General features: G+C 72.3%; 20 protein-coding genes. 14 read left to right on the forward strand and 6 right to left on the reverse strand.

Features of this window, described 5'->3' with window-relative positions; translation table 11 throughout:
• Window positions 1-86 precede the first annotated feature (86 nt).
• Together OWR29_RS08775 and OWR29_RS08780 are read left to right on the forward strand one after the other, a co-directional pair.
• Complete coding sequence (locus tag OWR29_RS08775; protein ID WP_267562589.1) at window positions 87-1,232, forward strand: M50 family metallopeptidase; 1,146 nt, start codon at window positions 87-89, stop codon at window positions 1,230-1,232.
• A gap of 24 nt (window positions 1,233-1,256) precedes the next feature.
• A complete protein-coding gene (locus tag OWR29_RS08780; RefSeq protein WP_267562064.1) occupies window positions 1,257-1,871 on the forward strand; it encodes a DedA family protein in 615 nt (204 codons plus the stop codon).
• 85 nt (window positions 1,872-1,956) lie between these two features.
• Here OWR29_RS08780 and OWR29_RS08785 read toward each other — a convergent pair whose 3' ends face one another.
• The 3 genes from OWR29_RS08785 to OWR29_RS08795 are packed head-to-tail and all read right to left on the reverse strand — an operon-like array spanning window position 1,957 to window position 3,955.
• Window positions 1,957-2,322 carry a BlaI/MecI/CopY family transcriptional regulator gene (locus OWR29_RS08785; protein ID WP_267562065.1) on the reverse strand — a complete coding sequence of 122 codons (366 nt, stop codon included), beginning with the start codon at window positions 2,320-2,322 and terminating at the stop codon, window positions 1,957-1,959.
• 22 nt (window positions 2,323-2,344) lie between these two features.
• Window positions 2,345-3,049, reverse strand: a complete 705-nt coding sequence (locus OWR29_RS08790) for a metal-dependent transcriptional regulator (RefSeq protein ID WP_267562066.1) — start codon at window positions 3,047-3,049, stop codon at window positions 2,345-2,347.
• 30 nt (window positions 3,050-3,079) lie between these two features.
• Complete coding sequence (locus OWR29_RS08795) at window positions 3,080-3,955, reverse strand: SMP-30/gluconolactonase/LRE family protein (protein WP_267562068.1); 876 nt, start codon at window positions 3,953-3,955, stop codon at window positions 3,080-3,082.
• Window positions 3,956-3,961: 6 nt separating this feature from the next.
• Between OWR29_RS08795 and OWR29_RS08800 the strand changes: the two genes are divergently transcribed.
• From OWR29_RS08800 to OWR29_RS08820, 5 genes are all read left to right on the forward strand, one after another.
• Complete coding sequence (locus OWR29_RS08800; protein WP_267562070.1) at window positions 3,962-6,790, forward strand: ATP-binding protein; 2,829 nt, start codon at window positions 3,962-3,964, stop codon at window positions 6,788-6,790.
• An 80-nt stretch (window positions 6,791-6,870) separates the two neighbouring features.
• A complete protein-coding gene (locus OWR29_RS08805; protein WP_267562071.1) occupies window positions 6,871-7,632 on the forward strand; it encodes an SDR family oxidoreductase in 762 nt (253 codons plus the stop codon).
• A 7-nt stretch (window positions 7,633-7,639) separates the two neighbouring features.
• The gene (locus tag OWR29_RS08810) at window positions 7,640-8,230 is read left to right on the forward strand and encodes a class I SAM-dependent methyltransferase (RefSeq protein ID WP_267562072.1); all 591 of its coding nucleotides are present in this window, start codon (window positions 7,640-7,642) and stop codon (window positions 8,228-8,230) included.
• Window positions 8,223-8,627 (forward strand): ester cyclase, encoded by a 405-nt coding sequence (locus tag OWR29_RS08815; protein WP_267562073.1) that lies wholly within the window; start codon window positions 8,223-8,225, stop codon window positions 8,625-8,627. Before OWR29_RS08810 ends, OWR29_RS08815 begins: the two co-directional genes overlap by 8 nt.
• A gap of 47 nt (window positions 8,628-8,674) precedes the next feature.
• A complete protein-coding gene (locus OWR29_RS08820) occupies window positions 8,675-9,556 on the forward strand; it encodes an AraC family transcriptional regulator (protein WP_267562074.1) in 882 nt (293 codons plus the stop codon).
• On the opposite strand, the gene OWR29_RS08825 is transcribed toward OWR29_RS08820, so the two are convergent.
• Window positions 9,525-10,220: an SDR family oxidoreductase gene (locus tag OWR29_RS08825; protein WP_267562075.1), complete on the reverse strand. Its 696-nt coding sequence runs from the start codon at window positions 10,218-10,220 to the stop codon at window positions 9,525-9,527. The two genes, OWR29_RS08820 and OWR29_RS08825, sit on opposite strands and share 32 nt — an antisense overlap.
• 91 nt (window positions 10,221-10,311) lie before the next feature.
• Between OWR29_RS08825 and OWR29_RS08830 the strand changes: the two genes are divergently transcribed.
• From OWR29_RS08830 to OWR29_RS08840, 3 genes are all read left to right on the forward strand, one after another.
• Entirely contained in the window at window positions 10,312-11,127 is an 816-nt protein-coding gene (locus OWR29_RS08830; RefSeq protein ID WP_267562591.1) for a LysR family transcriptional regulator, read from the forward strand.
• A 154-nt stretch (window positions 11,128-11,281) separates the two neighbouring features.
• Window positions 11,282-15,097: a Pls/PosA family non-ribosomal peptide synthetase gene (locus OWR29_RS08835; protein WP_267562592.1), complete on the forward strand. Its 3,816-nt coding sequence runs from the start codon at window positions 11,282-11,284 to the stop codon at window positions 15,095-15,097.
• A complete protein-coding gene (locus OWR29_RS08840; protein ID WP_267562076.1) occupies window positions 15,094-16,419 on the forward strand; it encodes a M1 family metallopeptidase in 1,326 nt (441 codons plus the stop codon). Before OWR29_RS08835 ends, OWR29_RS08840 begins: the two co-directional genes overlap by 4 nt.
• Window positions 16,420-16,581: 162 nt before the next feature.
• Here OWR29_RS08840 and OWR29_RS08845 read toward each other — a convergent pair whose 3' ends face one another.
• On the reverse strand, window positions 16,582-16,752 hold the full coding sequence (locus OWR29_RS08845; RefSeq protein WP_267562077.1) for a hypothetical protein: 171 nt from the start codon (window positions 16,750-16,752) through the stop codon (window positions 16,582-16,584).
• 869 nt (window positions 16,753-17,621) lie between these two features.
• Between OWR29_RS08845 and OWR29_RS08850 the strand changes: the two genes are divergently transcribed.
• The 3 genes from OWR29_RS08850 to OWR29_RS08860 all read left to right on the forward strand — a co-directional run bounded on the left by OWR29_RS08850 (window position 17,622) and on the right by OWR29_RS08860 (window position 20,580).
• Complete coding sequence (locus OWR29_RS08850) at window positions 17,622-18,788, forward strand: PP2C family protein-serine/threonine phosphatase (RefSeq protein WP_267562078.1); 1,167 nt, start codon at window positions 17,622-17,624, stop codon at window positions 18,786-18,788.
• Between the two features lie 9 nt (window positions 18,789-18,797).
• Entirely contained in the window at window positions 18,798-19,931 is a 1,134-nt protein-coding gene (locus tag OWR29_RS08855) for a glutamate--cysteine ligase (protein WP_267562079.1), read from the forward strand.
• 100 nt (window positions 19,932-20,031) lie between these two features.
• Window positions 20,032-20,580, forward strand: coding sequence for a hypothetical protein (locus tag OWR29_RS08860; protein WP_267562080.1), 549 nt, complete (start codon window positions 20,032-20,034; stop codon window positions 20,578-20,580).
• 3 nt (window positions 20,581-20,583) lie between these two features.
• On the opposite strand, the gene OWR29_RS08865 is transcribed toward OWR29_RS08860, so the two are convergent.
• Window positions 20,584-22,779, reverse strand: coding sequence for a putative bifunctional diguanylate cyclase/phosphodiesterase (locus OWR29_RS08865; RefSeq protein WP_267562081.1), 2,196 nt, complete (start codon window positions 22,777-22,779; stop codon window positions 20,584-20,586).
• 186 nt (window positions 22,780-22,965) lie between these two features.
• Here OWR29_RS08865 and OWR29_RS08870 point away from each other — a divergent pair, with 186 nt between their 5' ends.
• Window positions 22,966-23,676, forward strand: coding sequence for a phosphorylase family protein (locus OWR29_RS08870; RefSeq protein ID WP_267562082.1), 711 nt, complete (start codon window positions 22,966-22,968; stop codon window positions 23,674-23,676).
• The last annotated feature ends 397 nt before the right edge of the window (window positions 23,677-24,073 follow it).

Consider the following 24,073-nt stretch of genomic DNA (forward strand, 5'->3'; position numbering starts at 1 on the left):
GTTCGACGCGGGCCGGTGACAACGATGTCACGCTAGATTCATACATGTAAAACTGTCAATAAACGTTCCGGTAGTATCCGCACGTGCTGCCCTACGCCGCCGGATTCGTGCTCTTTCTGCTCGGCATCTGCCTCTCGCTCGCGTGGCACGAGGCGGGCCACATGCTGGCCGCGCGGGCCTTCGGCATGAAGGTGCGCCGCTTCTTCGTCGGGCGCGGCCCCACGGTGTTCTCGTTCCGCCGCGGCGAGACCGAGTACGGCCTCAAGGCGCTGCCCATCGGCGGCTTCTGCGACATCGCGGGCCTGACCAGCCTCGACGAGCTGACCCCGGACGAACAGCCGCGCGCGATGTGGCGCTACCCGGCCTGGAAGCGCACCACGGTGATGGTCGCCGGTCCGGTCATGCACGTCGTGCTCGCGGTCGCGATCCTGTACGCGATGGCGGTGACCACGGGCCTGCCGAACCTCAGGCCGGTCACCGAGCCGGTCGTCGCGAGCACCACCTGCGTCGGCGCGGTCTGCCCGGCGGCCGAGGCCGGACTGCGCGCGGGCGACCGGATCGAAGCCGTGGCCGGATCCCCGACACCGCTCTGGCGCGACGTGCTCACGGCCGTGCAAGCGGCCGAGGGCCCAACCACGCTGACCGTGCGCCGCGGCAACGAAACGCTCACCCTCACGGTCGACGTCGCCAGCGTGTCCCAGCCCGCCGGCGCGATCGGCATGATGGGCGCCACCCCGGTGCCGCCGCCCGCCTCCTTCCGGTACGACGCGGTGGCCGCGACCGGGGCGACGGCCGCATTCACCGGCGAACTGATCTCGGGCACGGTGAGCCAGCTGGCCGCCTTCCCCGAGCGCATTCCCGCCGTGGTCAAGGCGATCGGCGGCGAGCGCGACCCGGACACCCCGATCAGCATGGTCGGCGCCAGCCGTCTCGGCGGCGAAGCGGTCGAGCGCGGCCTGTGGGGTACGTTCCTGCTGCTACTGGTCAGCCTCAACCTGTTCATGGCCGTCTTCAACCTGCTGCCGCTGCTGCCCCTCGACGGCGCCCACATCGCGGTGGTCTGGTTCGAGAGCGTCCGCGACCTGGCCCGCCGCCTGCGCGGCCGCCCCGCCGGCGGCCCGGTCGACTTCACGCGGCTGTTCCCCGTCACCATGGCCCTCGTCGTGCTGGGCGGCCTGGTCATGGCCCTGACCATCACCGCCGACATCGTCAACCCGATCCGGCTGTCGTAGACCTACAGCGTGTAGGTTTCAGATGTGCCCTCGTTCCTGCAGCCGGAGTGGTTGATCTCGACGTTCGGCCTGATCGGGATCCTGGTCCTCGTGTTCGCCGAGTCGGGGCTGCTGATCGGGTTCTTCCTGCCGGGCGACTCGTTGTTGTTCACGGCGGGCCTGCTCGTGGCCGACGGGCGCTACCTGCGGCAGCCGCTGTGGCTGCTCTGCCTGCTGGTCGCGGTCGCGGCGGTGGCCGGCGACCAGTTCGGGTACGCGTTCGGGCGGCGGTTCGGTCCCTCGTTGTTCAGGCGGCCCGACTCCCGGCTGTTCAAGCAGGAGAACCTGGCCCGGGCCCGGCAGTTCTTCGCCAGGTACGGGGCCCGCTCGATCGTCCTGGCCCGGTTCGTGCCCATCGTGCGCACCTTCACGCCGATCGTGGCCGGCGCCAGCCACATGCGCTACCGCACCTTTCTGGCCTACAACCTGATCGGCGGCACGGTGTGGGGCTGCGGCGTCACGATTCTCGGCTACTTCCTGGGGCAGGTCGCCTTCGTGAAGTCGAACATCGAGCTGATCCTGGCCGCGATCGTCGTGATCTCGGTGCTCCCGGTCGCCGTCGAACTGCTCCGCAGCCGCCGCCGCGCTCGGCAGAGCTAGATCGAACTGCTTTGCAGCCGCCACCGCGCTCGGCAGAGCTATCAGCCGTGCCGGCCCGCGAGCAGCCGCGCTCGGCGCAGCCAGGTCAGTCGTCCAGGCCGGCGAGGAGCCGGCGCAGCTCGGCCGCGTCGGCCTCGTCGAGTGAGGCGACGAACTGGCGCAGCACGGCGTGCCGGTCGGGGCGGTTGGACAGGGCGGCCCGCATGCGGGAGGCGGCGGCGGTGGCGGCGTCCTCGGCCGGCCAGTACGCGTGGCTGCGCCCGGCCCGCTGCCGTCGGAGCACGTCTTTCTCGTGCAGGCGGATCAGGATGGTCTGCACCGTGTTGTAGGCCAGGCCGCCGCCGAGCGCTTGCTGCACCTCGGTCGCCGTCAGTGGTCGCTGAGCCGACCAGAGCACGCCCATGACCTCGGCCTCCAGGCTGCCCGGGGCCCGCCGCCCGTCCTTCGTCACTTCCGACCTCCCGGGCGTCAGCTTAGACGCCCGTGCGAGCCGCCTTCCGGACGCTCGGACGGGCCGCCTCGACGACGTGGATGCCGCGGGCCACGGCGTAGGGCAGGCGGACCTCGGCGCCGGCCGCCGTGACCAGCACGCCGTCGGAGGCGGGCCGGAACTCGACGTCGCGGCCGGCGCGCAGCGCGCTCAACAGCTCCGCGTCCTCCTGCGCCGATTCGGCGATGCGGGTCACCACGGCCCGGCCCGGGTGGTCGGCGTCGGCCAGCGGGTGCTCGCCACGCGGCCGGCGCCGCGACGAGCGGGGACCCCCGAGTCCGGACAGGCCGGGGATCGGATTGCCGTACGGCGAAAGCGCAGGCCGCCCGAGCCGGTCGTACAGGAGGGACTCGGCCCGGTCGGTCAGCGCGTGCTGGAACCGGTCGGCCTCGGCGTGCGCCTGCTCGTAGGGCACGCCCAGCTCGCGGACCAGCAACACCTCGGCCAGGCGGTGCTTGCGCAGCACCGAGGTGGCCCGGCGGCGGCCCGCGACGGTCAGCTCGAGGCGGCGCCGCGCGTCGATGACGACCAGCCCGTCACGCGTCATGCGCTCGATCATGCGGCTGACGGTCGGAGCCGACCGGCCCAGCCGCTGGGCGAGGCGGGCCCCGATCGGGGGCACCCCCTCCTCCTCACATTCGAGGATGATCCGCAGAGACATCCCGATGGGGTCGATCAGCTCCGCCATCGACCGATCCTACATCTTGTAGGAGAAGTGTCACGCCGCCGGCACTCGCACGGGTACGGCGATCACGCTGCCCTCGTGCGCGGCCCGCCGCGCGTGCTCGTAGAAGTCGGGGGCGGCGCAGGCGAACAGGGTCGTGCCGCCCAGCGCGCAGGCGTAGACGTTGGTGCCCGGCCGCACCTCGTCGGTGATCTCGCCGCCCTCGACCACCCGGATCAGCCGCCCGCCGACGGCGTCGGCCACCCACAGGCCGCCCTCGGCGTCCAGGCACGAGCCGTCGGGGGCCACGGCCAGCTGCGCGATCGCCCCGGCCACGCTGAGGTCGGTCGGCAGCGGCCCGAACTCGGCCCACACCCGCCGGTTGACCAGGCCGCCGCCGGCGTCGAGGTCGAAGGCGGTGATCCGGTTGCCGAAGGTCTCGTTGACCAGCACGCTGCCGCCGGGGGTGAGCGCGATGGCGTTGGGGAACCACAGGTCGGTGGCCAGTTCGGTGACCGTGCCGTCGGGATCGGCCCGGTGCAGCGCGGCCGGCGCGAGCGGTTCCCCGCCCATCAGGTCGAAACCGAAGTTGCCGACGTAGGCGCGGCCCTGGTCGTCGACCGCCATGTCGTTCAGGTGGCCGGTCGCGTGCCCGCTCAGGTCGGCGTGGGTGACCAGGCGGCCGTCGGGCTCGCGGCGCAGGATCCGGCGGTCGCGCATCGAGACCACCAGCAGCCGCCCGTCGGGCAGCCAGCCGAGGCCGGACGGCTGCTGCTCCACCGTCGCCTCGAGCCGGAGGTCGGAGCCGTCCGCGCGGACGGAGTTGACCTCGGACGTGTAGAAGTCGGAGAACCAGAGCCGCCCCTCGTGCCAGCGGGGCGCCTCGGTGAATTGGAATCCGTCGAGCACGGTGGTGACCTCGGCCGTCATCGCCCGATGATCGGCCCGCACGCGGCCGTGAGGCAAGGACTTGCCGGAAACTCGCGATTCCTTGCCCGAAGCGGTCATCAGCCGTCGTTTCCGCCGAATCGGCGGGTAGCTTGCTGCTTCCTGGTTGCCGGTATCTCAGGGTGGCTCACCATCGAACTCTTCGGACGACAGGCTGAACTGGCGGCGCTGTCCCATCTTCCCGGCGCCGTCCGGCTGATCTGCGGCGAGCCCGGCGTCGGCAAGTCGTCGTTGCTGGCGGCGGTGGCCGACCGGGCGATCGCCGACGGGCTGCGCGTGCTGCGGGCGTCCGGATCCGAGTACGAGGCCGACGTCAGCTACGCGGCGCTGAATCAACTTCTGCTTCCCGCGTACGCCGATCTGGCGCATCTTCCTCCGGGGCCTCGCGAGGCGTTGTCGGTGGCGCTCGGCTTCGGGCCCGGCGCCGCCCCCGACCCGCTGCTGGTCTGCAACGCCGTGCTGCTGCTGATCCGCACGATGGCCGAGGAGAGACCGCTGATCCTGGTCGTCGACGATCTGCAGTGGATCGACCGGGCCAGCGCGGTCGTGCTCGGGTTCCTGGCCCGGCGTCTCGAGGGCAGCCCGGCCGGGCTGCTGGCTTCGGCCCGTACGGGCACGGCGGGCTTCCTCGACCGGCGCGGGCTGGACGAGACGGTGGTGGGCCCGCTCGACGACGACGCGGCCGCCCGCCTCGTCGAGGTCAGCTATCCCGGGATGCCCGAGCCCGTACGGCGAAGGCTGTTGACCCTGGCCCAGGGCAACCCGCTCGCGTTGATGGAGTTGCCGGCCACCCTGCTCGCGGCGACCCGGTCCGCGACCCCGGCCGGCGAGGTCGTGCCGCTGAGCGACCGCCTGCAGTCGATGTTCGCCGCGCGCATGGCCGGGCTGCCCGACGCCACCCGCCGGTTGCTGCTGCTGGCCACGTTCGAGGGCGCGGGTGACGTACGCGTGCTGCGAGCCGCCGCCGGACCGCCCGGCCTGACCGATCTGGGGCCGGCCGAGCGCGTCCAGCTGGTGCGGGTGGACGACGCCACGGCCCGGCTGACGTTCCGGCATCCGCTGATCCGCTCGGCCGTGGTGGCGATGTCGACCCACGAGGAGCGTCGCGGCGCCCACCTTGCCTTGGCCGCCGCGCTGGCCGGCGACCCCGAACGCCGGGCCTGGCACCTGTCGGCCGCCGCCACCGGGCCCGACGAATCGGTGGCCCAGCTGCTGGAGGAGGTGGCGCACCGGGTCATGCTCCGCGGCGACGCGCTGGCCGCGAGCACGTCACTCGTCCGGGCGGCCGAACTCAGCGCCACCAGTGCCGATCGCGGGCGGCGGCTGGCCGAGGCGGCCTACATCGGCGCCGAGGCGAGCGGTTCGGCCGAGGCGGCGGCCCTGCTGCACGACGCCCGGCGCGACGGCCCGGGCTCGCTGCACGCGGCCAACGCGGCCGCCTTCCTGATGCTGAACGGCGACGGGGACGTCGACACCGCCCACCGTCTGGTCGCCGGGGCCATCGAGGCCGGCGACCACGGCTGGCGGGCCGGCGACCCGGCGCTCATCGAATCCATGAACACGTTGCTGCTGCTGAGTTGGTACGGCGGTGCCGAGCACTATTGGGTGGCCTTCCACCGAGCAATGGGCCGGCTGCGCCCCGAGCCGCCCGACGTGCTGGCGCTGGCCGCCCGCACGTTTCCCGACCCCGTGCGTACGGGTGTCTCGGCGCAGCCGTTGATCGAGCCCGTTCTGGCCTCGCTGGCCGCCGAGACCGACCCGACCCGGATCATGCGGATCGGCACGGCCTCGGTCTATCTCGACCGCCTGGGCGACTGTCGCGAGTCGTCGTGGCGCCTGGTCGAGCAGGGCCGGGCGGGCGGCGCGACCCGGCGGCACCTCGGCGCTCTCATGCACCTGTGCCTGGACGACTACCTCTCCGGCCGGTGGGACGAAGCCGAGGAGCTGGCGGGGGAGGGGCAGCGCATCTGCGACAGCGGCGGGTTCCCGTTCTTCGCCTGGTACTTCCGCTACCACCGGGCCGTGATCGCCGCCGGCCGGGGCCGGTTCGACGAGGCGTACGGGCTGGCCGACGAGATGACCCACTGGGCGCTGCCGCGCGGGGTGGCCGCCGCGGCGTTGTTCGCCCACCACCCCCGCGCCCTGGCCGCCGCCGGGCAGGGCGACTTCGGCGCCGCCTTCCGCCACGCGGCCGCGATGAGCCCGCCCGGCGTCCTGGCCCCGTACGCGCCGCACTGCACCTGGGTGATGATCGACCTGGTCGAGGCGGCGATACGCAGCGGCCGCCCGGCCGAGGCGCGGGCCCACGTCGAGGCGATGCGGGCCGCCGGCATCGAGCGGCTGTCGCCGCGCATGCGGATGCTGCAGGCCACCGCCGAGGTCCTGACCGGCGGCGACATCTCCGGGCTGGAGGCCGCGCTGAACGACCGCTGGCTGTTCGAGGCGTCCCGGGCCCGGCTGATTCTGGGCGAACGGCTCCGCCGCGAGGCGACGCCGACCGAGGCGGCCCGGCACCTGCTGGCCGCCCGCGACGGTTTCGCCGCGATGGCCGCCGAGCCGTGGCTGGCCCGCGCCCAGCAGGAGTTGCGCGCGGCCGGGCACCGCGAGGCGGTCGCGCCCGCCGCCGGCCCGGTCGAGCTGACCGCCCAGGAGCTGCAGATCGCCCAGCTCGCCGCGTCCGGGCTGACCAACAAGCAGATCGCCGAGCGCCTGTTTCTCTCGCACCGCACGGTCGGCGCCCACCTGTACCGCATCTTCCCCAAGCTCGGCATCGCCTCCCGGGCCGGCCTGCGGGACGCGCTGTCCCGGACGACTTAAGTCGTCGCCGTCCGGAGTGGACACCAGGCCGCGGTCGTTCGACAGATGTGCTCTGACCTGGTATTTCGCAGAGTTGAGGCATGAACACAGTGCTGATCACAGGAACCTCGTCCGGGTACGGCGCGCAGACCGCGCGGTACTTCCACTCCCAAGGCTGGAACGTCATCGCGACGATGCGCAGCCCCCGCTCCGGCGTGCTGCCCGAGTCGGACCGGCTGCGCGTCCTTCAACTCGACGTGACCGACCAGGACAGCATCGACGCCGCCTTCGCGGCCGCCGGGCCGATCGACGCGCTCGTCAACAACGCGGGCATCGGGTCGATCGGTGCCTTCGAGGGCACCCCGCTGAGCCGCGTCCGCGAGATCTTCGAGACCAACACGTTCGGCGTCATGGCCACGACGCACGCCGTGATCCCGCAGTTCCGCGAGCGCGGCTCGGGCGTCATCGTCAACGTGACCTCCAGCGTGGTGCTGGGCCACATGCCGCTCTCGGCCGCCTACAAGGCCAGCAAGACGGCGATCGAGGGGTTCACGTCGTCGCTGGCGCTGGAACTGGCCGGCTTCGGGGTGTCGGCCAAGACGGTCGAACCGGGCTCCTGCCTGTCGACCAACTTCGCGGCCCGGGCCACCAACTACGTCGACCTCACCGAATCGCTGGACGAGCTGGTTCCGGCGCCGTACGTGCCGTTCGCCACCAAGTCGCTCGGCGACTTCCTGGGCCAGGACCTGTTCACCACGGAGTCCGACGTCGCCCGCACGGTCTGGCAGGCCGTGCACGACACCACCGGCCGGCTGCGGTTCCCGGCCGGCCCGGACGCCGTCCGGCTCGACCAGGCCAAGTGAGGCGGCCATGTCGTTCCTGACCGAGTTCCTGCGCAGCCCGCTGACCGTCGGCGCGGTCGCGCCCAGCGGTTCCGCGCTGGCCCGGGTGGCCACCGCGCCGGTGCCGCGGGCGTCCGACGTCGTGGTCGTCGAACTGGGCCCCGGCACCGGGGCCTTCACCGCGGCGATCCAGCAACGGCTGGCCGGCCGCGGGCGGCACGTCGTCCTCGAGATCAACGAGCGGTTCGCCGAGCAGCTGTCCCGCCGTTTCCCGTCGGTCGAGGCGGTCGTGGCCGACGCCGCCGACATCGGGACGGTGCTCTCGGAGCGGGCCGACGTCATCGTGAGCGGCCTGCCCTGGGCCGCCTTCGCCCCTGGCCGTCAGCGCGACGTGCTGGCGGCGGCCACCGAGGTGCTGCGCCCCGACGGCGTCTTCACCACCTTCGCGTACGTGCACGCGCGCTGGGCCCCGCCGGCCCGCCGCCTGCACCGGTCCCTGGAGAGCCGCTTCGACGAAGTGGTGACCGGCCGCACGGTGTGGGCCAACCTGCCACCCGCCCTCGTCTACAGCTGCCGCCGCCCGGCGGCCCGCCTTACGAAGGAGCACGAGTATGTCTGAGCAGAACAAGCAGATCGTCCGCAACTACTTCGAGGAGCTGGACCGCGGCCGCACCACCCCGGTCCACCTGTGCACCGAGGACTACCAGTTCCACCCGGCCGGCTTCCCGACGATGGACCGGAACGGGGTGAAGGCCTTCGGGAACGCGTTCTTCGCGGGCATGACCGACCTGCGGCACCCGCTCGACGAGCTGATCGCCGAGGGCGACCTGGTCGCGCTGCGCTGCCGCTACGAGGGCACGCACGACGGGGAACTGCTGGGCGTGCCGCCGACCGGCAACCGGGTGTCGGCGGTCGGCATCGGGGTCATGCGGATCGCCGACGGCAAGATCGCCGAGTTCTGGGTGTCGCCGGACCGGGCGACCATCCTGCAGCAGATCGGGGCGCTGCCGGGCTGATCCCTCAGGAGTGAGCCGGCGGCGTGCGGCGTGGTTGAATCGCTCGCATGCCGCTCGGCGAACTGCGGGACCTGCTGGCCCGCCACGCGCGCCCCGACCTGCGTACGGCGATCGAGGACGTCCAGATCATGCGGGCCGACCGGCCGTATCCGCCCGCTCCCACCACGTACGGGAAAGTCTTTGTGGTTGTGGCGCAGGGGACCAAACGCTGTGGTTATGGCGAGACGGTCTACGAGTACGGCGCCGGGCAGTACCTGGTGGCGTCGGTCGACATGCCGGTGACCAGCCACTTCAGCGAGGCCGGCCCGCAGCGGCCGGGGCTCGGCTTCGGCCTGACCCTGCACCCGGCGGCCGTGGCCGAGATGCTGGTGGACGACGCCCAGGCCGGCGGCGACGCCCCGTTCGGACTCGGGGTGAGCGAGACGCCGCCGGCCCTGCTCGACGCCGTGGTCCGGCTGCTGCGGTTGCTCGACGAGCCGGCCGACATCCCGGTGCTGGCCCCGCTGATCAAGCGCGAGATCATCTGGCGGCTGATCCGGGGCGAGCAGGGCGCGATCGTCCGCCAGCTCGGCCGGTCCGACAGCAGCCTCAGCCACGTCGGCCGGGCCGTCCGCTGGATCCGCGACAACTACCAGCGCGGTTTCCAGGTCGAGGAGGCGGCCCAGGTGGCCGGCATGAGCCTGGCCGCGTTCTACCGCAACTTCCAGGCCGCCACCGCGATGACCCCGATCCAGTTCCAGAAGCAGATCCGGCTGCAGCAGGCCCGCCTGCAGCTGGCGGCCGACCCCACCGACATCGCCGGCGTCAGCCGCCGCGTCGGCTACGATAGCCCGTCGCAGTTCAGCCGCGACTACCGCCGCCAGTTCGGCCTGCCCCCGAGCCAGGACACCGGCGCGGTCAGGCCAGCAGCGCGCCGCCGTCGACAGTGAGCACCGTGCCCGTGGTGAACGGCTGACCGATCAGATAGAGGTAGGCGTCGGCCACGTCGGCCACTTCACCGACCCGGCGCAGGGGCACGGCGGCCGCGGTCTCGGCGTAGAACTGCTCGACGTCCGCGCCCCACATCGGCGAGCGGGTGACGCCGGGCTTCACGGCGTTGACCCGGATCGGGGCCAGTTCCACGGCCAGCGCCCGGGTCAGCCCCTCGACCGCCCCGCAGATGCTCGACGCGACCGCCCAGCCCGGCCCCGGCCGGTCGGCCGCCGTGCCGCTGGTCAGCGTGATCGAACCGCCCTCGCGCAAGTGCGGCAGGGCGGCCCGCACCGCGGCGAGCGCGCCGAAGTAGCGCACCCCGAAGAACTCGCGAGCCTGCTCGACGTCCAGCGACGCCATCGGGGTCAGCGCGAGCTGCTCGCCCGCGGTGTAGACGAGGTGGTCGAACGGGCCGATCTCGTCGAAGAGGCCGGTGGGGGCGTGGCCGAGGTCGGCGGTCCGGCCGGTCGCGCCGAGGCGTTCGGCCGCCTCGCGTACGCGCTGCTCGTTCCGGGAGACGACGACCACTTCGGCTCCGCGCTCGACGGCCGCCTCGGCCACCGCGTACCCGATCCCCGACGTGCCGCCGAGGACAACCACCCGCTCTTTCGCAATGTTCATGCGTCAACGCTGCGCCCGGACCGGCGGTCGCGTCCAAGACCTGTTCCGTCGGCTGTAATACCCTCGGAGCATCGACGTCGACCTGCGCAAACTGCGCTACTTCGTGGCCGTCGCCCGGCATCGGCACTTCGGGCGGGCGGCCGCCGAGCTGCACATCGCCCAGCCCGTGCTGTCGCGGCAGATCCGGGCGCTCGAGGGTGAGCTGCGGGCCCAGCTGTTCCGGCGGGACAAGCGCGCGACCGAACTGACCGACGCCGGTCGCCGGCTGCTCGCCGACGCCGAGCCGTTGCTGGCCGCGGCCGAGGCGTTGCAGCGGCGGGTCGCCCGTGGCGCCGACCGGTTCGTGGTCGCCTTCATGCCCGGCCTGATCGTCACCGACCCGGTGCGGCGCCTGCGCGAGCGGCATCCGGGCCTGGCGGTGGAGGTGCTGCGTACGACCTGGAACGATCAGGTCGAGGTGCTGCGTGACGGCCGGGCCGACGTGAGCCTGGTCCGGCTGCCGATCGACCAGCGTGGACTGACCGTGCGGCCGCTGACCCACGAGCCGCGGGTCGTGGTGCTGCCGGCCGGGCACCGGCTGGCCGGCAAGGAGTCGGTGGCAATGACGGATCTGGCCGGCGAGCGACTGCTGCAGAACCCGGACGCGGTGGCGGAATGGCGGGCCGTGGCGACGGTCGCGGCCGAGCCGGTGCCGGCGCTGGCGGTGGAGGAGAAGCTGGAGAACGTGGCGGCCGGGCGGGGGATCGTGGTGCTGCCGCTGTCGACGGCCACCTACTACACCCGGCCCGACGTCACGTGGAGCCGGATCGACGGAATCCCGGACAACCAAGTCAGCCTGGCCTGGGTGGCCGAGCGGCGCGATCCACTTCTGGACGAATTCGCGGACCTTCTGAAGCGGTCCTCCTGATGGAGTGACGCGTTCGTGTTTCTGGACACGTATTCGTCATTTACTCGTCATCGTTCATCTTCCGCCCGTAGCTTTGTTGGCTGCCCCGGGCGGCTGACTGCCGTGCGCTTGGCGACGGTGACTATGTGGTGGAGATGGAGTACGCCCGGTGACGGTGACGACTGACCTGCAACTGATCGACCTGCCCGAGTTCGACGGTCCGTCCGAGGCTCCGGCACTCTTCCGGTCGAGGTCAGCGCCCCTCCGGCGCACCCTGGTGGACGTCTTCGAGGCCACCGTCCAGGCCCACCCGGGCAGCCCGGCGCTCGACGCGGGCGGCGTGTCACTCACCTACCGTGAGGTGGCCGATGAGGTCGAGAAGCTTCGGGTCACGCTGACCGGGCACGGCATCGGCGTCGGCGATCGGGTCGGCATCCGGGTTTCCTCCGGCACGACCGAGCTCTACCTGGCCATCCTCGGCGTCCTGGCCGCCGGTGCGGCGTACGTGCCGGTCGACGCGGACGACCCCGAGGAGCGCGCCGAACTGGTCTTCGGCGAGGCGGGCGTGGCGGCTGTGCTCGGCGACGGGCTGAGCGTCACCATGCGCCGTACGCCCGAAGGAGGAGCCGGACGGCCCGGACCCAACGACGACGCCTGGATCATCTTCACCTCCGGCTCCACCGGCACGCCCAAGGGTGTGGCCGTCACCCATGCCGCGGCCGCCGCGTTCGTCGACGCCGAGGCCCAGCTGTTCCTGGCCGACGACGACGCCGAGCCGATCGGCCCGTCCGACCGCGTGCTGGCCGGCCTGTCCGTCGCCTTCGACGCCTCCTGTGAAGAGATGTGGCTGGCCTGGCGGCACGGCGCCTGCCTGGTGCCGGCCGCGCGGGCCCTCGTGCGCAGCGGCGTCGACCTCGGCCCGTGGCTGGCCGAGCAGCGCATCACCGTCGTCTCGACCGTCCCGACGCTGGCCGCGCTGTGGCCGGTGGAGGCGCTCGAAGAGGTCCGCCTGCTGATCTTCGGTGGCGAGGCCTGCCCGCCCGAGCTGGCCGAACGGCTCGCCGTCGAGGGGCGCGAGGTCTGGAACACGTACGGCCCGACCGAGGCGACCGTGGTGGCCTGCGCGGCCCGGATGACCGGCGAGGGCCCGGTGCGCATCGGGCTCCCGCTCGCGGGCTGGGAACTGGCCGTGGTCGGCCCGGCCGGCGACCCGGTGGCCATGGGCGAGACCGGCGAGCTGGTCATCGGCGGCGTCGGCCTGGCCCGCTACCTGGACGCGGCCAAGGACGCCGAGAAGTTCGCGCCGCTGGCCTCGCTGGGCTGGGAGCGGGCGTACCGCAGTGGTGACATCGTGCGCGCCGAGCCCGAGGGGCTGCTGTTCCTGGGCCGCGGCGACGAGCAGGTCAAGCTGGGCGGCCGCCGGATCGAGCTGGGCGAGGTCGACGCGGCCCTGCAGGCGCTGCCCGGGGTGGCCGGCGCGGCCGCCGCCATCAAGCGCACCGCCGCCGGCAACCAGCTGCTCGTGGGGTACGTCGTACCCCGCGAGGGCTTCGACGCGGCCGCGGCCGCCGTGCGCATCCGCGAGCAGCTGCCGGCCGCCCTCGTCCCGCTGCTGGCCGAGGTGGACGAGCTGCCGACCCGCACCTCCGGGAAGGTCGACCGGGCCGCGCTGCCGTGGCCGCTGGCCACCGGGGCCGGCGACGCCGATTTGACCGCCACCCAGGCCTGGCTGGCCGACGGCTGGGAGGAAATCCTCGGCGTACGGCCGGGCGAGCCCGACGCCGACTTCTTCAGCAACGGCGGCAGCAGCCTCAACGCGGCCCAGCTGGTGGCCTGGATCCGCCGGGCCCACCCGCAGGTCGCGGTGGCCGACGTCTACCAGTACCCGCGGCTGTCGCAGATGGCGGCCGCGCTCGACGCCCTCGTCGCCACGGAAACCGTCCGCCGCGACGTCAAGCCGACGCCCAAGCGGGCCGGGCTCGTCCAGGGCCTGCTCATGCTGCCCATGCTGGCGCTGGTCGGGCTGCGCTGGCTCACCGTGCTGGCCGCGCTGGCCAACCTGGTCTCGTGGGCGCCGCACACCTCGTGGTGGTGGATCGCGGCGAGCTGGCTCGTGCTGTTCAGCCCGCCCGGCCGGATCGCCGTGGCGGCCGGTGGCGCGCGGCTGCTGCTGCGCGGCGTCGGCAAGGGCAACTACCCGCGGGGCGGAAGTGTTCATCTGCGGCTGTGGGCGGCCGAACGGCTGGCCGAGCTGACCGGTGCCACCGGCGTCACCGGCGCGAGCTGGATGATCACGTACGCCAAGGCCCTGGGCGCCCAGATCGGGCCCGACGTCGACCTGCACTCGGCCCCGCCCGTCACCGGCCTGCTCAAGCTGGGCCGGGGAGCGGCCGTCGAGCCCGAGGTCGACCTGTCCGGCTACTGGGTCGACGGCGACATCGTGCGGGTCGGCAAGGTGCGGATCGGGGCCGGCGCCCGCGTCGGCGGCCGCAGCACCCTGATGCCGGGCGCCCGCATCGGCAAGAACGCGCACGTCAGCGCCGGCTCGACGGTGACCGGGGCGGTGGCCGCGGGCAAGCGGTGGCCCGGCAAGTCGGACGGTGTCTCCTGGCCCGCGCAGCGTCCGCCGCGCCGGTCGCGCCTGTGGGTGGCCGCCTACAGCCTGACGGCTCAGCTGCTGGCTCTGGTGCCGGTGCTGGCCGTGCTGCCCGCTCTGCTGCTGCTCGGCACCGACCTGCGCTCGGCCATCCTGATGGCCCCGGTCGCGGCTGTCGCTTATTTCCTGACGTACGCGGTAATTGTTCTCGTTGCCGTGCGGGTGCTCAGCCTCGGCGTGCGCGAGGGCTTCCACCCCGTAAGGGGAAGGGTGGCCTGGCAGGCCTGGGCCACCGAACGTCTGATGGGCATGGCCCGCATCGCGCTCTTCCCGATCTACGCCAGCCTGTTCACGCCGGTGTGGCTGCGGCTGCTCGGCGCCAAGATCGGCCGCAACGCCGAGCTCTCCACGGTCCTCGCGCTGCCCAAGATGACCACGGTCGACGACGGCGCCTTCCTGGCCGACGACACGATGGTGGCCACCTACGAGCTGAACAACGGCTGGCTGCGGATCGCCCCCGCCCGCATCGGCAAAGAGGCCTTCCTCGGCAACTCGGGCATGGCCGCGCCCGGCCGGTCGGTGCCCAAGCGGGGCCTGGTCGGCGTGCTGTCGTCGGCGCCGCGCAAGGCCAAGAAGGGCTCGTCGTGGCTGGGCTCGCCGCCCCTGCCGCTGCGCCGCACGGTCGAGACGGGCGACGCCGGCCGCACCTACGAGCCGCCGCTGCGCCTCAAGCTGGCCCGAGCCGCGATCGAACTGTGCCGCGTCGTCCCGGTGATGCTGGCCGGCGTGCTGGCGGTGTCGGTGCTCGCCGTCCTCGAGCTGATCTGGAGCGCGTACGGGCTGGGGGCGGCCGCCCTGGCCGCCGGCCCGGTGCTGTTCGCCGCGGCCATCACCGGCGCGCTGACCGCCACGGCGGCCAAGTGGCTGCTGGTGGGCCGGTTCCGGGTCACCGAGCACGCCCTGTGGACGTCGTTCGTCTGGCGCAACGAGCTGGCCGACACGTTCGTCGAGGTGCTGGCCGCGCCGTGGTTGTTCCGCTTCGCCACCGGCACCCCGCTGCTGACCATGTGGCTGCGCACGCTCGGCGCCAAGATCGGCCGCGGCGTCTGGCTCGAGACGTTCTGGCTGCCCGAGTACGACCTGGTGCGGCTCGGGCCCGGCGCCACGGTCAACCGGGGGTGCGTGGTGCAGACCCACCTGTTCCATGATCGGATCATGGCCATGGACGAGGTGACACTGGGCGCGGGCGCCACGCTCGGCCCGCACGGGATCGTGCTGCCCGGCGCCAGCATCGGCGCGCGCACCACGGTGGGCCCCGGCTCGCTCGTGACCCGCGGCGACGCTGTGCCGCAGGACAGCCGGTGGCTGGGTAACCCGATCGCGAACTGGTTATGACGCCCCCGGGCGTCGACCACTCGCCCGACTCGTACCTACCCGGGCACGGCAACGGCGGGTACCGCGTGCTGCGCTACGACCTGGACCTGGACTACCGCGTGGTCTCGAACCGCCTGGCCGGCCGGGCCACCATCACGGCCCAGTCGGTGCAGGCGCTGTCCCGGTTCAGCCTCGACCTGGGCCAGTTCCGCGTGCAGGACGTCCGGGTCGACGGGCGGCGCGCCACGTACACGCACCGGGCCGGCAAGCTGCGCGTCAAGCCGGAGAAGCCGATCGGGTACGGGGCGACGTTCAAGGTCGAGGTCCGGTACGCCGGGACGCCCGTGCCGATCTCGGGGCGCTGGGGCGACATCGGCTGGGACGAGCTGACCGACGGCGTGCTGGTGGCCAGCCAGCCCATCGGGGCGCCGTCGTGGTTCCCGTGCAACGACCGCCCCGACGACAAGGCCACCTACCTGGTCTCGGTCACCGCGGCCTCCCCGTACACGGTGGTGGTGACCGGCGACCTGGTCTCTCGTCGCCGCGGCGCGGGCACGACGACGTGGGTCTACGAGCGCAACGAGCCCACGTCGGCGTACCTGATGAGCGTGCAGATCGGCCGGTACGAGCTGGTCGAACTGGCCACCGGCGGCGTCAGGCAGACGGCCGCGATCCCGCCCCGCCTGCGCACGGTGTTCCGCCACGACTTCGGCCGCCACGGCGAGATCATGACCGCCCTGGAGCGCTTGTTCGGCCCGTATCCTTTCCGCGAGTACGTCGTAGTGGTGGCCGACGACGACCTGGACGACCCGGTCGAGGCGCAGGGCATGGCCGTCTTCGGCCGCAACCACCTGGACGGCCGCCGCACCCACGAACGCCTGGTTGCCCACGAGCTCGCGCACCAGTGGTTCGGCAACAGCCTGACGGTCGCCGACTGGCGTCACATCTGGCTCAACGAGGGCTTCGCCACGTACGCCGAGTGGCTGTGGTCAAGCATGTCAGGCGGCCCGTCAGCCGACATCCACGCCGCCCGCTGGCACATCTGGCTGCTGGCCCATCCCGCGACCATCCCCATCGCCGACCCGGGCGTCGACCGCATGTTCGACCCGCTGGTCTACAAGCGGGGCGCCCTCACCTTGCACGCCCTCCGCACGACTATTGGCGACCCGGCGTTCTTCGCCCTGCTCCGCTCCTGGGTCGCCGAGCACCAGCACCGAACCGTGACCACGGCCGAGTTCCGCACCCACGCGCAGCGCTTCTCCGCCCAGCCGTTGGACGACTTGTTCACCGCATGGCTCGACCGGCCGGCGCTGCCGCCGCTGCCCCGCAACTCGGCTGGCTGATCCGCCCGCTTCGCCGTCTGTCGCTTCCGGCGTTGCCGCGCAGCCCTGCTGGCTGTTCCGCCCACTTCGCCGCCTGTCGCTTCCGGCGGTGCCTCGTCCTGATCAAACCGGTGTGGGTTGCGGTGGGACGGTTGGGGGGCGGGGATGGCCCACTACGGGCGGTCAGGCTTGATCCCTGCGTGGGCCATCCCCGCCCCCCAACCTCGCTTCGCTCGCGGCGAGCATCTGTTCGCGCATCTGACGCCGACGGGCGACGCGTTCATTGCTGTCCCTTTCGGGGTCGAGCGCTTGCGCCTTGGCCTTGACGTCGCGCCAGTTCACGGTGCCGGTCATGACTGCCTCCCCGCTCGCTCCGCCTACCTTCGTCATCCCGGAGTGGGGCTTGCCCGAGCTGAGTTGTGTGCGTCGCGTACAGGCACAAGGCGGCTGCTACCTGCGTCTCCCGCATCGGCCGGACTGCACAAGTGCACGTCAGGTGGGCAGCGTGCCGCGTTTAGGTCGCCCTTGGGCGTAGGTAGGTGGCGTCCGTCGTTCGTCTACTTGCGCCGGGCATCAGCAGGCGGCGTTTGTTGCGCGTCGTGCGCACCGCGCGTCGGTGGGCGGCGTTCGTTGCTCGTTTGGTCGCGCCGGGTGTCGGTGGGTGGCGTTTGTTGCTCGTTTGGTCGCGCCGGGTGTCGGTGGGTGGCGTTTGTTGCTCGTTTGCGCGCGCCGGGCGTCGGTGGGCGGCGTTTGTTGCTCGTTTCGGTCGCTTCGGGCGCAGGTCGGCGGCGCTCAATGCTCGTTTGCTTGCGCCGGGCGTCGGTGGGCGGCGTTTGTTGCTCGTTTGGTCGCGCCGGGTGTCGGTGGGCGGCGTTTGTTGCTCGTTTGGTCGCGCCGGGCGTCGGCGAGCGGCGTTTGTTGCTCGTTTGGCCTGCGCCGGGGTGTGGGTGAGTGGCGTTTGTTGCACGTTTGCTTGCGCCGGGTGGAGGCAGGTGGCGTTTGCGCACGTTCGGTCTGTTCGTGTTGTGGGCGGGTAGCGGATGCTCGGTGGAACGACGGCGGTGGACGCTGCGCCGGCGCCGGGTTTACAGCGTCCCGGCGTTGAGCTGGCCGAGCGGATGGGGGCGGGGCTGTGCGCCTGCCGCTAGGTCACCTGGGATTGCGCGGGGTTGTCGGGTGGGGTGGCGATGCGGTCTTGTTCGGGGGCGGGCAGGATGGGAACGATGGTTGCTTCGATGGAGGCCGTGCGGCGGCTCATGGATCTGCGGCACCGGGGGCGGGCCGAGGACCTGCCGGCGGTGCTGGCGGGGGCTGCGCCCCTGCTCGGGGCGGAGGCGGCGACCGTACTGCTGGTCGACTACGCGCAAGAGGCGTTGCACCCGTTGCGGGGGACGACTCCGGAGCGGGGGGACGGGTCGGCGGTGGACGGGACGCCGGCGGGGCTGGCTTTCACTACGGCTCGGCAGCAGTGGGATGACGGGTTTCTGTGGCTGCCGCTGCTGCACGGGGCCGAGCGGCTCGGCGTGCTCGAATTCCAGGTCAAGGAGTATCCGTCCGAGTCGGCGCGGCATGACCTCGAAGTCATCGCGGCGCTGGTGGCTGAGCTGATCGCCAGCCGGCGGTTCTACGGGGACGCGGTCGAGCACACGCGGCGGCGGCTGCCGATGCAGCTGGCGGCCGAGATCATCTGGAATCAGCTGCCGCCGCTCACCTTCGCGGTTGACGGCACCATGGTCACGGCGGTGCTCGAGCCCTGCTACGACGTGGGCGGGGACGCTTTCGACTACGCCGCCAACGGGGACGTTCTGCACGTGGCGCTGTTCGACACGGTCGGGCACGGGATCAGTGCGAGCGCCCTGACCACCTTGACGCTGAACACGTACCGCAATGCTCGCCGGTCGGGGCTGTCGCTGACCGACACGTACCGGTCGATCGACAAGTGGATCCGGGCGCAGTACCCCAATGCCTTTGTCACGGCGCTGCTGGCCGAGCTGGACATCCCGACCGGGGCGTACCGCCGGATCAGCGCCGGGCATCCGGCCGAGCTTCTGCTGCGGGACGGGCGGTCGCTGCCGCCGTTCCCGACGCCGAACGCGCTGCCGCTCGGCCTCGGCGCCATGCTCGGCCGGCCGCCGACGGTGATCGAGCACCAGCTGGAGGCCGGGGACGCGCTCGTCTTCTACACCGACGGCATAACCGAGGCGCGTGACGCGTACGGCAATTTGTTCGGGGTCGAGAAACTCAGTGAGTTCCTGGTCGGGGCTCTGCGTGAGGGCGCGCCGGCGCCCGAGACGATGCGCCGCCTGATCCGGACGATCATCTCGTACGAGGAGGGCGAGCTCCGCGACGACGCGACCGCGGCCATGCTGCAATGGCGCCGTCATCCGTAGAGTTGGCCCATGGGTATCGACTTCGCCCCATCGAAAAGATCGCGCCTAGGGGTCGAGTGGGAAATCGCCTGCGTCGACCGCCGCAGCGGTGAGCTCAGTCCGGCTGCTCCCGAACTGCTCCCGCACCTGGGCGGCGCGGAGTCCTTTCCGCACGTGACGAACGAACTGCTCACCAATACGGTCGAGGTGGTGAGCGCGCCCCAGCGGCGGGTGCGTGACGCCGTGGCCGACCTGACCCGGCTCGTCGAGCGGGTGAGCGAGCTGGCCGAGCCGATGGGCGTCGACCTCATGTCGTCCGGCACGCACCCGTTCAGCCAGTGGTTCCAGCAGCAGGTGACGCCGGGCAAGCCCCGCTACGACACCCTGATCGACCGCACCCGCTGGTGGGGCCGGCAGATGATGATCTGGGGCGTCCACGTGCACGTGGCCGTCGAGGACCGCCGCAAGGTGCTGCCGATCATCGACGGGCTGCTCACCTATCTGCCGCACTTCCAGGCGCTGAGCGCGTCGAGCCCGTTCTGGGCCGGCGAGAACACCGGGTACGCCTCCAACCGCGCGCTGATGTTCCAGCAGCTTCCGACGGCCGGGCTGCCGCCGCAGTTCACCGAATGGAGCCAGTACGAGAACCTGGTGGCCGATCTGATGCACACCGGGGTCATCGAGGAGCTCAACGAGCTGCGCTGGGACATCCGGCCCTCCCCCAGATGGGGCACGATCGAGGTCCGTACGTTCGACGGCATCCCGACCGCGTCGGAGATCGGCGCCTTGGCCGCGCTGACCCAGTGCCTGGTCGAGCACTTCTCGCGCGAGCTCGACGCGGGCCGCGAGGTGCCGACCCTGCAGCCGTGGTTCGTGCGCGAGAACAAGTGGCGGGCCGCCCGCTACGGCATGGAAGCCATCATCATCCAGAACACGGCCGGCGACGAGGTGCTAGTCACCAAAGACCTGGAGGAGCTGCTGCCCGCCCTGGCTCCGATCGCCGAATCGCTCGACTGCGTGGCCGAGCTCGAAGGAGTGCAGAACATCGTCGACCGGGGTGCGAGCTATCAACGTCAGCTCCGCGTGGCCGCCGACAACAACGGAAGCCTCAAGGCCGTCGTCTCGTCCCTGGTTCGCGAACTTCGGGACGGTCACCCGGGTTGAGCAGCTTGGCACCGTGGGGCCTAGTCCTCGGCGACTTCGTGTAGGCGGGGATGCCCAGGGTAGGCGAGGCGGGACAGCAACTCGATTGAGGAGATCCACCGTGGCGAAAGACACCCTGTCCCGCTCCCTGCACGACGTCGGCCTGGCCGCCTGGTTCGGGGGCACCCTGGCCAACGCCGTCGCGCTCAACCCGGCCGCGGCCGAGGCGGACACGGCGAACGGCACCGGCCGGGTGGCCAACACCGGCTGGAACAAGTGGACTCCGGTCAACGCGGCCGCCATCGGCGCCCACCTGGTCGGCAGCGTCGGCGAGCTCATCGGCAACCGCGGGCGGCTGGCCGTCCAGCAGGGCGCCGGATCCACCGCGCTGGCCAAGACCGGCCTGACCGCGGCGGCGCTGGCCGTCACCGGCTACAGCCGGGTGCTGGGCCGCAAGGTGGCCGAGCGGACCGCCGTGCCGGCCCTGGCCGGCACCGAACCCGCCGCCAGCACCCCGGCCGAGGTGGCCAAGGCGCAGAAGCAGCTCTCGGCCTTGCAGTGGGTCGTCCCGGTGCTGACCGGGGCGCTGATCGTCGTCAGCTCGCTGGCCGGCGAGCAGCAGCGGGCGACCGAGGTGAAGAAGGGCTTCCTGGCCCGGCTGACCGGCTGACGGTCATCGCGCCGGTCCGGCCGCGGCGGGCTCGCTCAGCAGCAGCTCGATGGCGGCCGGGCCGACCGGGCGGCCGAACAGGTACCCCTGGCCGAAGTCGCAGCCCAGGCGGCGCAGTTCGGTCCACTGGTCGTCGGTCTCGATGCCCTCGGCCACGGTCTGCATCCGCAGCGCCTGGCTGAGGCCGACCACCGCGTCGACCAGGGCCTTGTCCTCGGGGTCGGTGGCGACCTCGGTGACGAAGGCCCGGTCGATCTTGATGATGTCGACCGGCAGGCGCTTGAGGTAGTTCAGCGACGAGTAGCCCGTGCCGAAGTCGTCGATGGCCAGCCGTACGCCGAGCCGGCGCAGCGCGTGCAGGGTGTCGGCGGCCACGTCGATGTCCTGCAGCAGCATCGATTCGGTGATCTCGAGGGTCAGGCAGGCCGGTTCGACGCCCGACTCGGCCAGCGCGTCCCGGACATCGGTGACCAGGGCCGCGTCCTGGAACTGGCGGGCCGAGAGGTTGACGTTGACCTTGAGGCCGGGCCGGTCCCACCGGGCCAGCTGCTGTAGCGATTCGCGCAGCACCCAGCGGCCGAGCGGCACGATCAGGCCGCTGTCCTCGGCGGTGTCGATGAAGTGCTGCGGGCCGAGCAGTCCCCGCGAAGGGTGCTGCCACCGGACCAGCGCCTCGACCCCGGTCAGCCGCTGCGTCGGCAGGTCGACCACGGGCTGGTAGTGCACGACGAACTGGTCGGCGGCCAGGGCCGTCTCCATCTCGGCCCGCAGCTGGGCCTCGTTGACCAGGCTGGCGTACATGCCGGGGTCGAACCGGGCGTACGCGTTGCGACCCTGACGTTTGGCCGCGTACATCGCCAGGTCGGCGTTGCGCAGCAGCTCCTCGCCGCTCTCGCCGCCGGTGGCCACGCCGATGCTGGCGGTGCGGCGCAGATCGTGGCCGGCGATGGTCAGCGGCTGGCGCAGCTCGTGCAGCAGCCGTTCGGCCAGGGCCCCGGGGTCGCGGCCGTCGAGGTCCTCGATGAGTACGGCGAACTCGTCGCCGCCGAGCCGGGCCAGAGTGTCGCCGGGCCGGACGTTGTCGCGCAGCCGGGCCGCCAGCGCGGTGAGCAGTTCGTCGCCGGCGCTGTGGCCCAGGTTGTCGTTGACGCCCTTGAAGTCGTCGAGGTCGATGAGCAGCACGGTCACGTCGGCCGCCCGGCGCGCGGTGGCGTGCTCGAGGCGGTCGCGGAACAGGGCCCGGTTGGACAGGCCAGTGAGCGGGTCGCAGAACGCCTGCCGGCTCAGCTGCTGCTCGAGTGTCTTGCGCGGCCCGATGTCGCGGACGCTGAGCACGATCGCCTCGAGGTCGGGGTCGTGCAGGCCGTTGGTGCCGATCGCGTCGAGCACGGCCCAGGAGCCGTCGGCCCGCCGCAGCCGGGTCTCGAGCTCGGCGATCGTGCCCGGCGGCGACGACCGCAGGGTGGCCGTCCAGCTGCGCAGCTGAGGCCGGTCGTCCGGGTGGATCAGCTCGGTCAGGGGCGAGCCGGTGACCGACTCGGGCGTGTGGCCCAGAACCGTACGCATGGAAGGAGTGGCGTACCGGATCTCGCCGTCCCGGTCGATGGCGATGACCACCTCGGGGGAGTTCTGCAACAAGGCTTCGGTACGGCGTTCGGCCACCCGGCGCCGCTCGTCGAGGCGGCGCCGGTTGTGGGCGATGATCGCGGTGATCAGGACCACGCAGCCCATGACCGACAGCAGCCCCGCCACCAGCACCGAGCTGGTGCCGGGGTGGCCGGGCAGCAGCGCCAGGAAGCCGGCCACCGCCAGCCCGCCCAGGCCGGCCACGACGGTCGCCGGATAGAGGGCGGTGGCCAGGATGACGATCAGCATGGCGCACGGCAGGTAGTAGACGACGCCGTTGGGGTCGAAGTACGCCAGCAGGGCGAGCGCGGGCAGCTCCAGCACCCACCACACGATCAGACCGGACCGGACCCGCGGATGCCGCACCCACCGGCGCCACGGCAGGGTGCCCAGCACCGCCTGGGTGAGCGCGGCCGCCGCCACGGGCGCCGCCCACCATCGGCGCTCCGGCTCCCACACGAAGATCACCTGGACGGCGCCGAGCAGCGTGACCAGGGTGGCGATGAGCGCCCCGACGCGGATCTGGCGCGTCCAGTAGTCGACCCCGTGATCGTCGAGGCGCGGTGATGGCATGACTTGTCCATCGGCACCCGGCCTGGCCCGTTGAGGCCAACCTGCGTGGTCACCGTCCGGCTTGGGGGGGGAATGGGGAGAACGAGCAAGGCATCGGCGTGCATCTTTCGATGTACGGGGTTTAGCGCCTACCCGGAGTTGGCAATCCGCCTCGGTTCTCGAGTTGCCGCCGGAAGGCCGACGATCATGAATCCGCTGCAGATGGGCGACCTGCCCGCCCTGGACGCCGACTACGCCGAGCCGCTCGCTCCGCCGGCGCCGCGACCGGTGGCGCCGCTGGGCACGGTGCTGGCGCCGATGCGCGTCGAGGCGGCCGCGCTGCGCCGCGGACTGGCCGGGGACGAGCGCCTGCGGGTGTGGTGCGCCGGGGCCGGCTTGCGGCGGGCCCGGCGCACGGCCATGGAGCCGGACGTGCTGGACAGCCCGGCCCTCGCGGTGGCCGGCCTCGGGCGGGCCCTGTCGCCGAGCCTGCGGCCGGGCGACGTCGTCGTGGCCTCCGTCGTCCGGGCCGACGCGCTGACCGAGGGGGTCGTTCCGCCGGCGCGGTGGCTGCCGACGGCATCCCTGCTCGCTGCCGCCCTGCGGAGCCGCGGGCTGACCGTGCACACCGGCGTGGCCATCAGCACCGACCGCCTCTCAGGGCCGGCCGAGCGGGCTCGGCTTGCCATGACCGGGGCCCTCGTCGCCGACCTGGAGTCGGCTTGGTTGCTCGCGCGGTGCGGCAACCGGCCCGCCGCCTGCGTGCGGGTCGTCGCCCGGGATGCGCGACGGCACCCGGCCGGTCTGGGTGGACTGCGCCGCGCATTGCTGAACCTTTCCGTTGTAGCCGCCGGGTTGCAGGAGTGGGCGGCTGCCGCGCCGGGCGCGCTGCGCGAGGGGCGCGGAAAGGTCGCCTGAGCGAGGCGGCGGGCCGGGCGCGCTTCGCGATGGGCGCGCTTCGCGATGGGCACGCTTCGCCGGCGGGCGCGCTTCGCGGCGGGCGCGGAAGGTCGCCTGAGCGCGACGGCCGTACCGGGGCGAAGGCGTTGGAACCGCGCCGCCGGTCTGGCAGAGTGAGCCAATCATCGACGTTGGCCGATGCAAAAGTCAGGCCGATGCATTGGCCAGCGCCGATGCGCCTCGGACGTAAATGGGCGCGCTCCCACGGCTGACTTTTGGTGACGACGCCTTTACTTCCATCGATGTGCGTCATAAGTTGCTCACATCAAACCGAAGTTTTGATTCTTCTGAGAAAAGTCCGTAACACGCGAGGGCGGCCTTGGCGGCGACCGCCCGAGTGTGGGCTGTGCCGTGC

Source organism: Paractinoplanes pyxinae (genome assembly GCF_026626335.1).
GTDB classification, from domain to species: Bacteria; Actinomycetota; Actinomycetes; order Mycobacteriales; family Micromonosporaceae; genus Actinoplanes; species Actinoplanes pyxinae.

Coding starts and splice junctions, on each gene's coding strand:
- OWR29_RS08815 (WP_267562073.1), top strand. CDS start 8,223: ATGTCTGAGCAGAACAAGCAGATCGTCCGCAACTACTTCGAGGAGCTG.
- OWR29_RS08790 (WP_267562066.1), bottom strand. CDS start 3,049: ATGGCGGAGCTGATCGACCCCATCGGGATGTCTCTGCGGATCATCCTC.
- OWR29_RS08845 (WP_267562077.1), bottom strand. CDS start 16,752: ATGACCGGCACCGTGAACTGGCGCGACGTCAAGGCCAAGGCGCAAGCG.
- OWR29_RS08795 (WP_267562068.1), bottom strand. CDS start 3,955: ATGACGGCCGAGGTCACCACCGTGCTCGACGGATTCCAATTCACCGAG.
- OWR29_RS08810 (WP_267562072.1), top strand. CDS start 7,640: ATGTCGTTCCTGACCGAGTTCCTGCGCAGCCCGCTGACCGTCGGCGCG.
- OWR29_RS08805 (WP_267562071.1), top strand. CDS start 6,871: ATGAACACAGTGCTGATCACAGGAACCTCGTCCGGGTACGGCGCGCAG.
- OWR29_RS08870 (WP_267562082.1), top strand. CDS start 22,966: ATGAATCCGCTGCAGATGGGCGACCTGCCCGCCCTGGACGCCGACTAC.
- OWR29_RS08825 (WP_267562075.1), bottom strand. CDS start 10,220: ATGAACATTGCGAAAGAGCGGGTGGTTGTCCTCGGCGGCACGTCGGGG.
- OWR29_RS08865 (WP_267562081.1), bottom strand. CDS start 22,779: ATGCCATCACCGCGCCTCGACGATCACGGGGTCGACTACTGGACGCGC.
- OWR29_RS08850 (WP_267562078.1), top strand. CDS start 17,622: ATGGTTGCTTCGATGGAGGCCGTGCGGCGGCTCATGGATCTGCGGCAC.
- OWR29_RS08800 (WP_267562070.1), top strand. CDS start 3,962: ATGATCGGCCCGCACGCGGCCGTGAGGCAAGGACTTGCCGGAAACTCG.
- OWR29_RS08820 (WP_267562074.1), top strand. CDS start 8,675: ATGCCGCTCGGCGAACTGCGGGACCTGCTGGCCCGCCACGCGCGCCCC.
- OWR29_RS08840 (WP_267562076.1), top strand. CDS start 15,094: ATGACGCCCCCGGGCGTCGACCACTCGCCCGACTCGTACCTACCCGGG.
- OWR29_RS08855 (WP_267562079.1), top strand. CDS start 18,798: ATGGGTATCGACTTCGCCCCATCGAAAAGATCGCGCCTAGGGGTCGAG.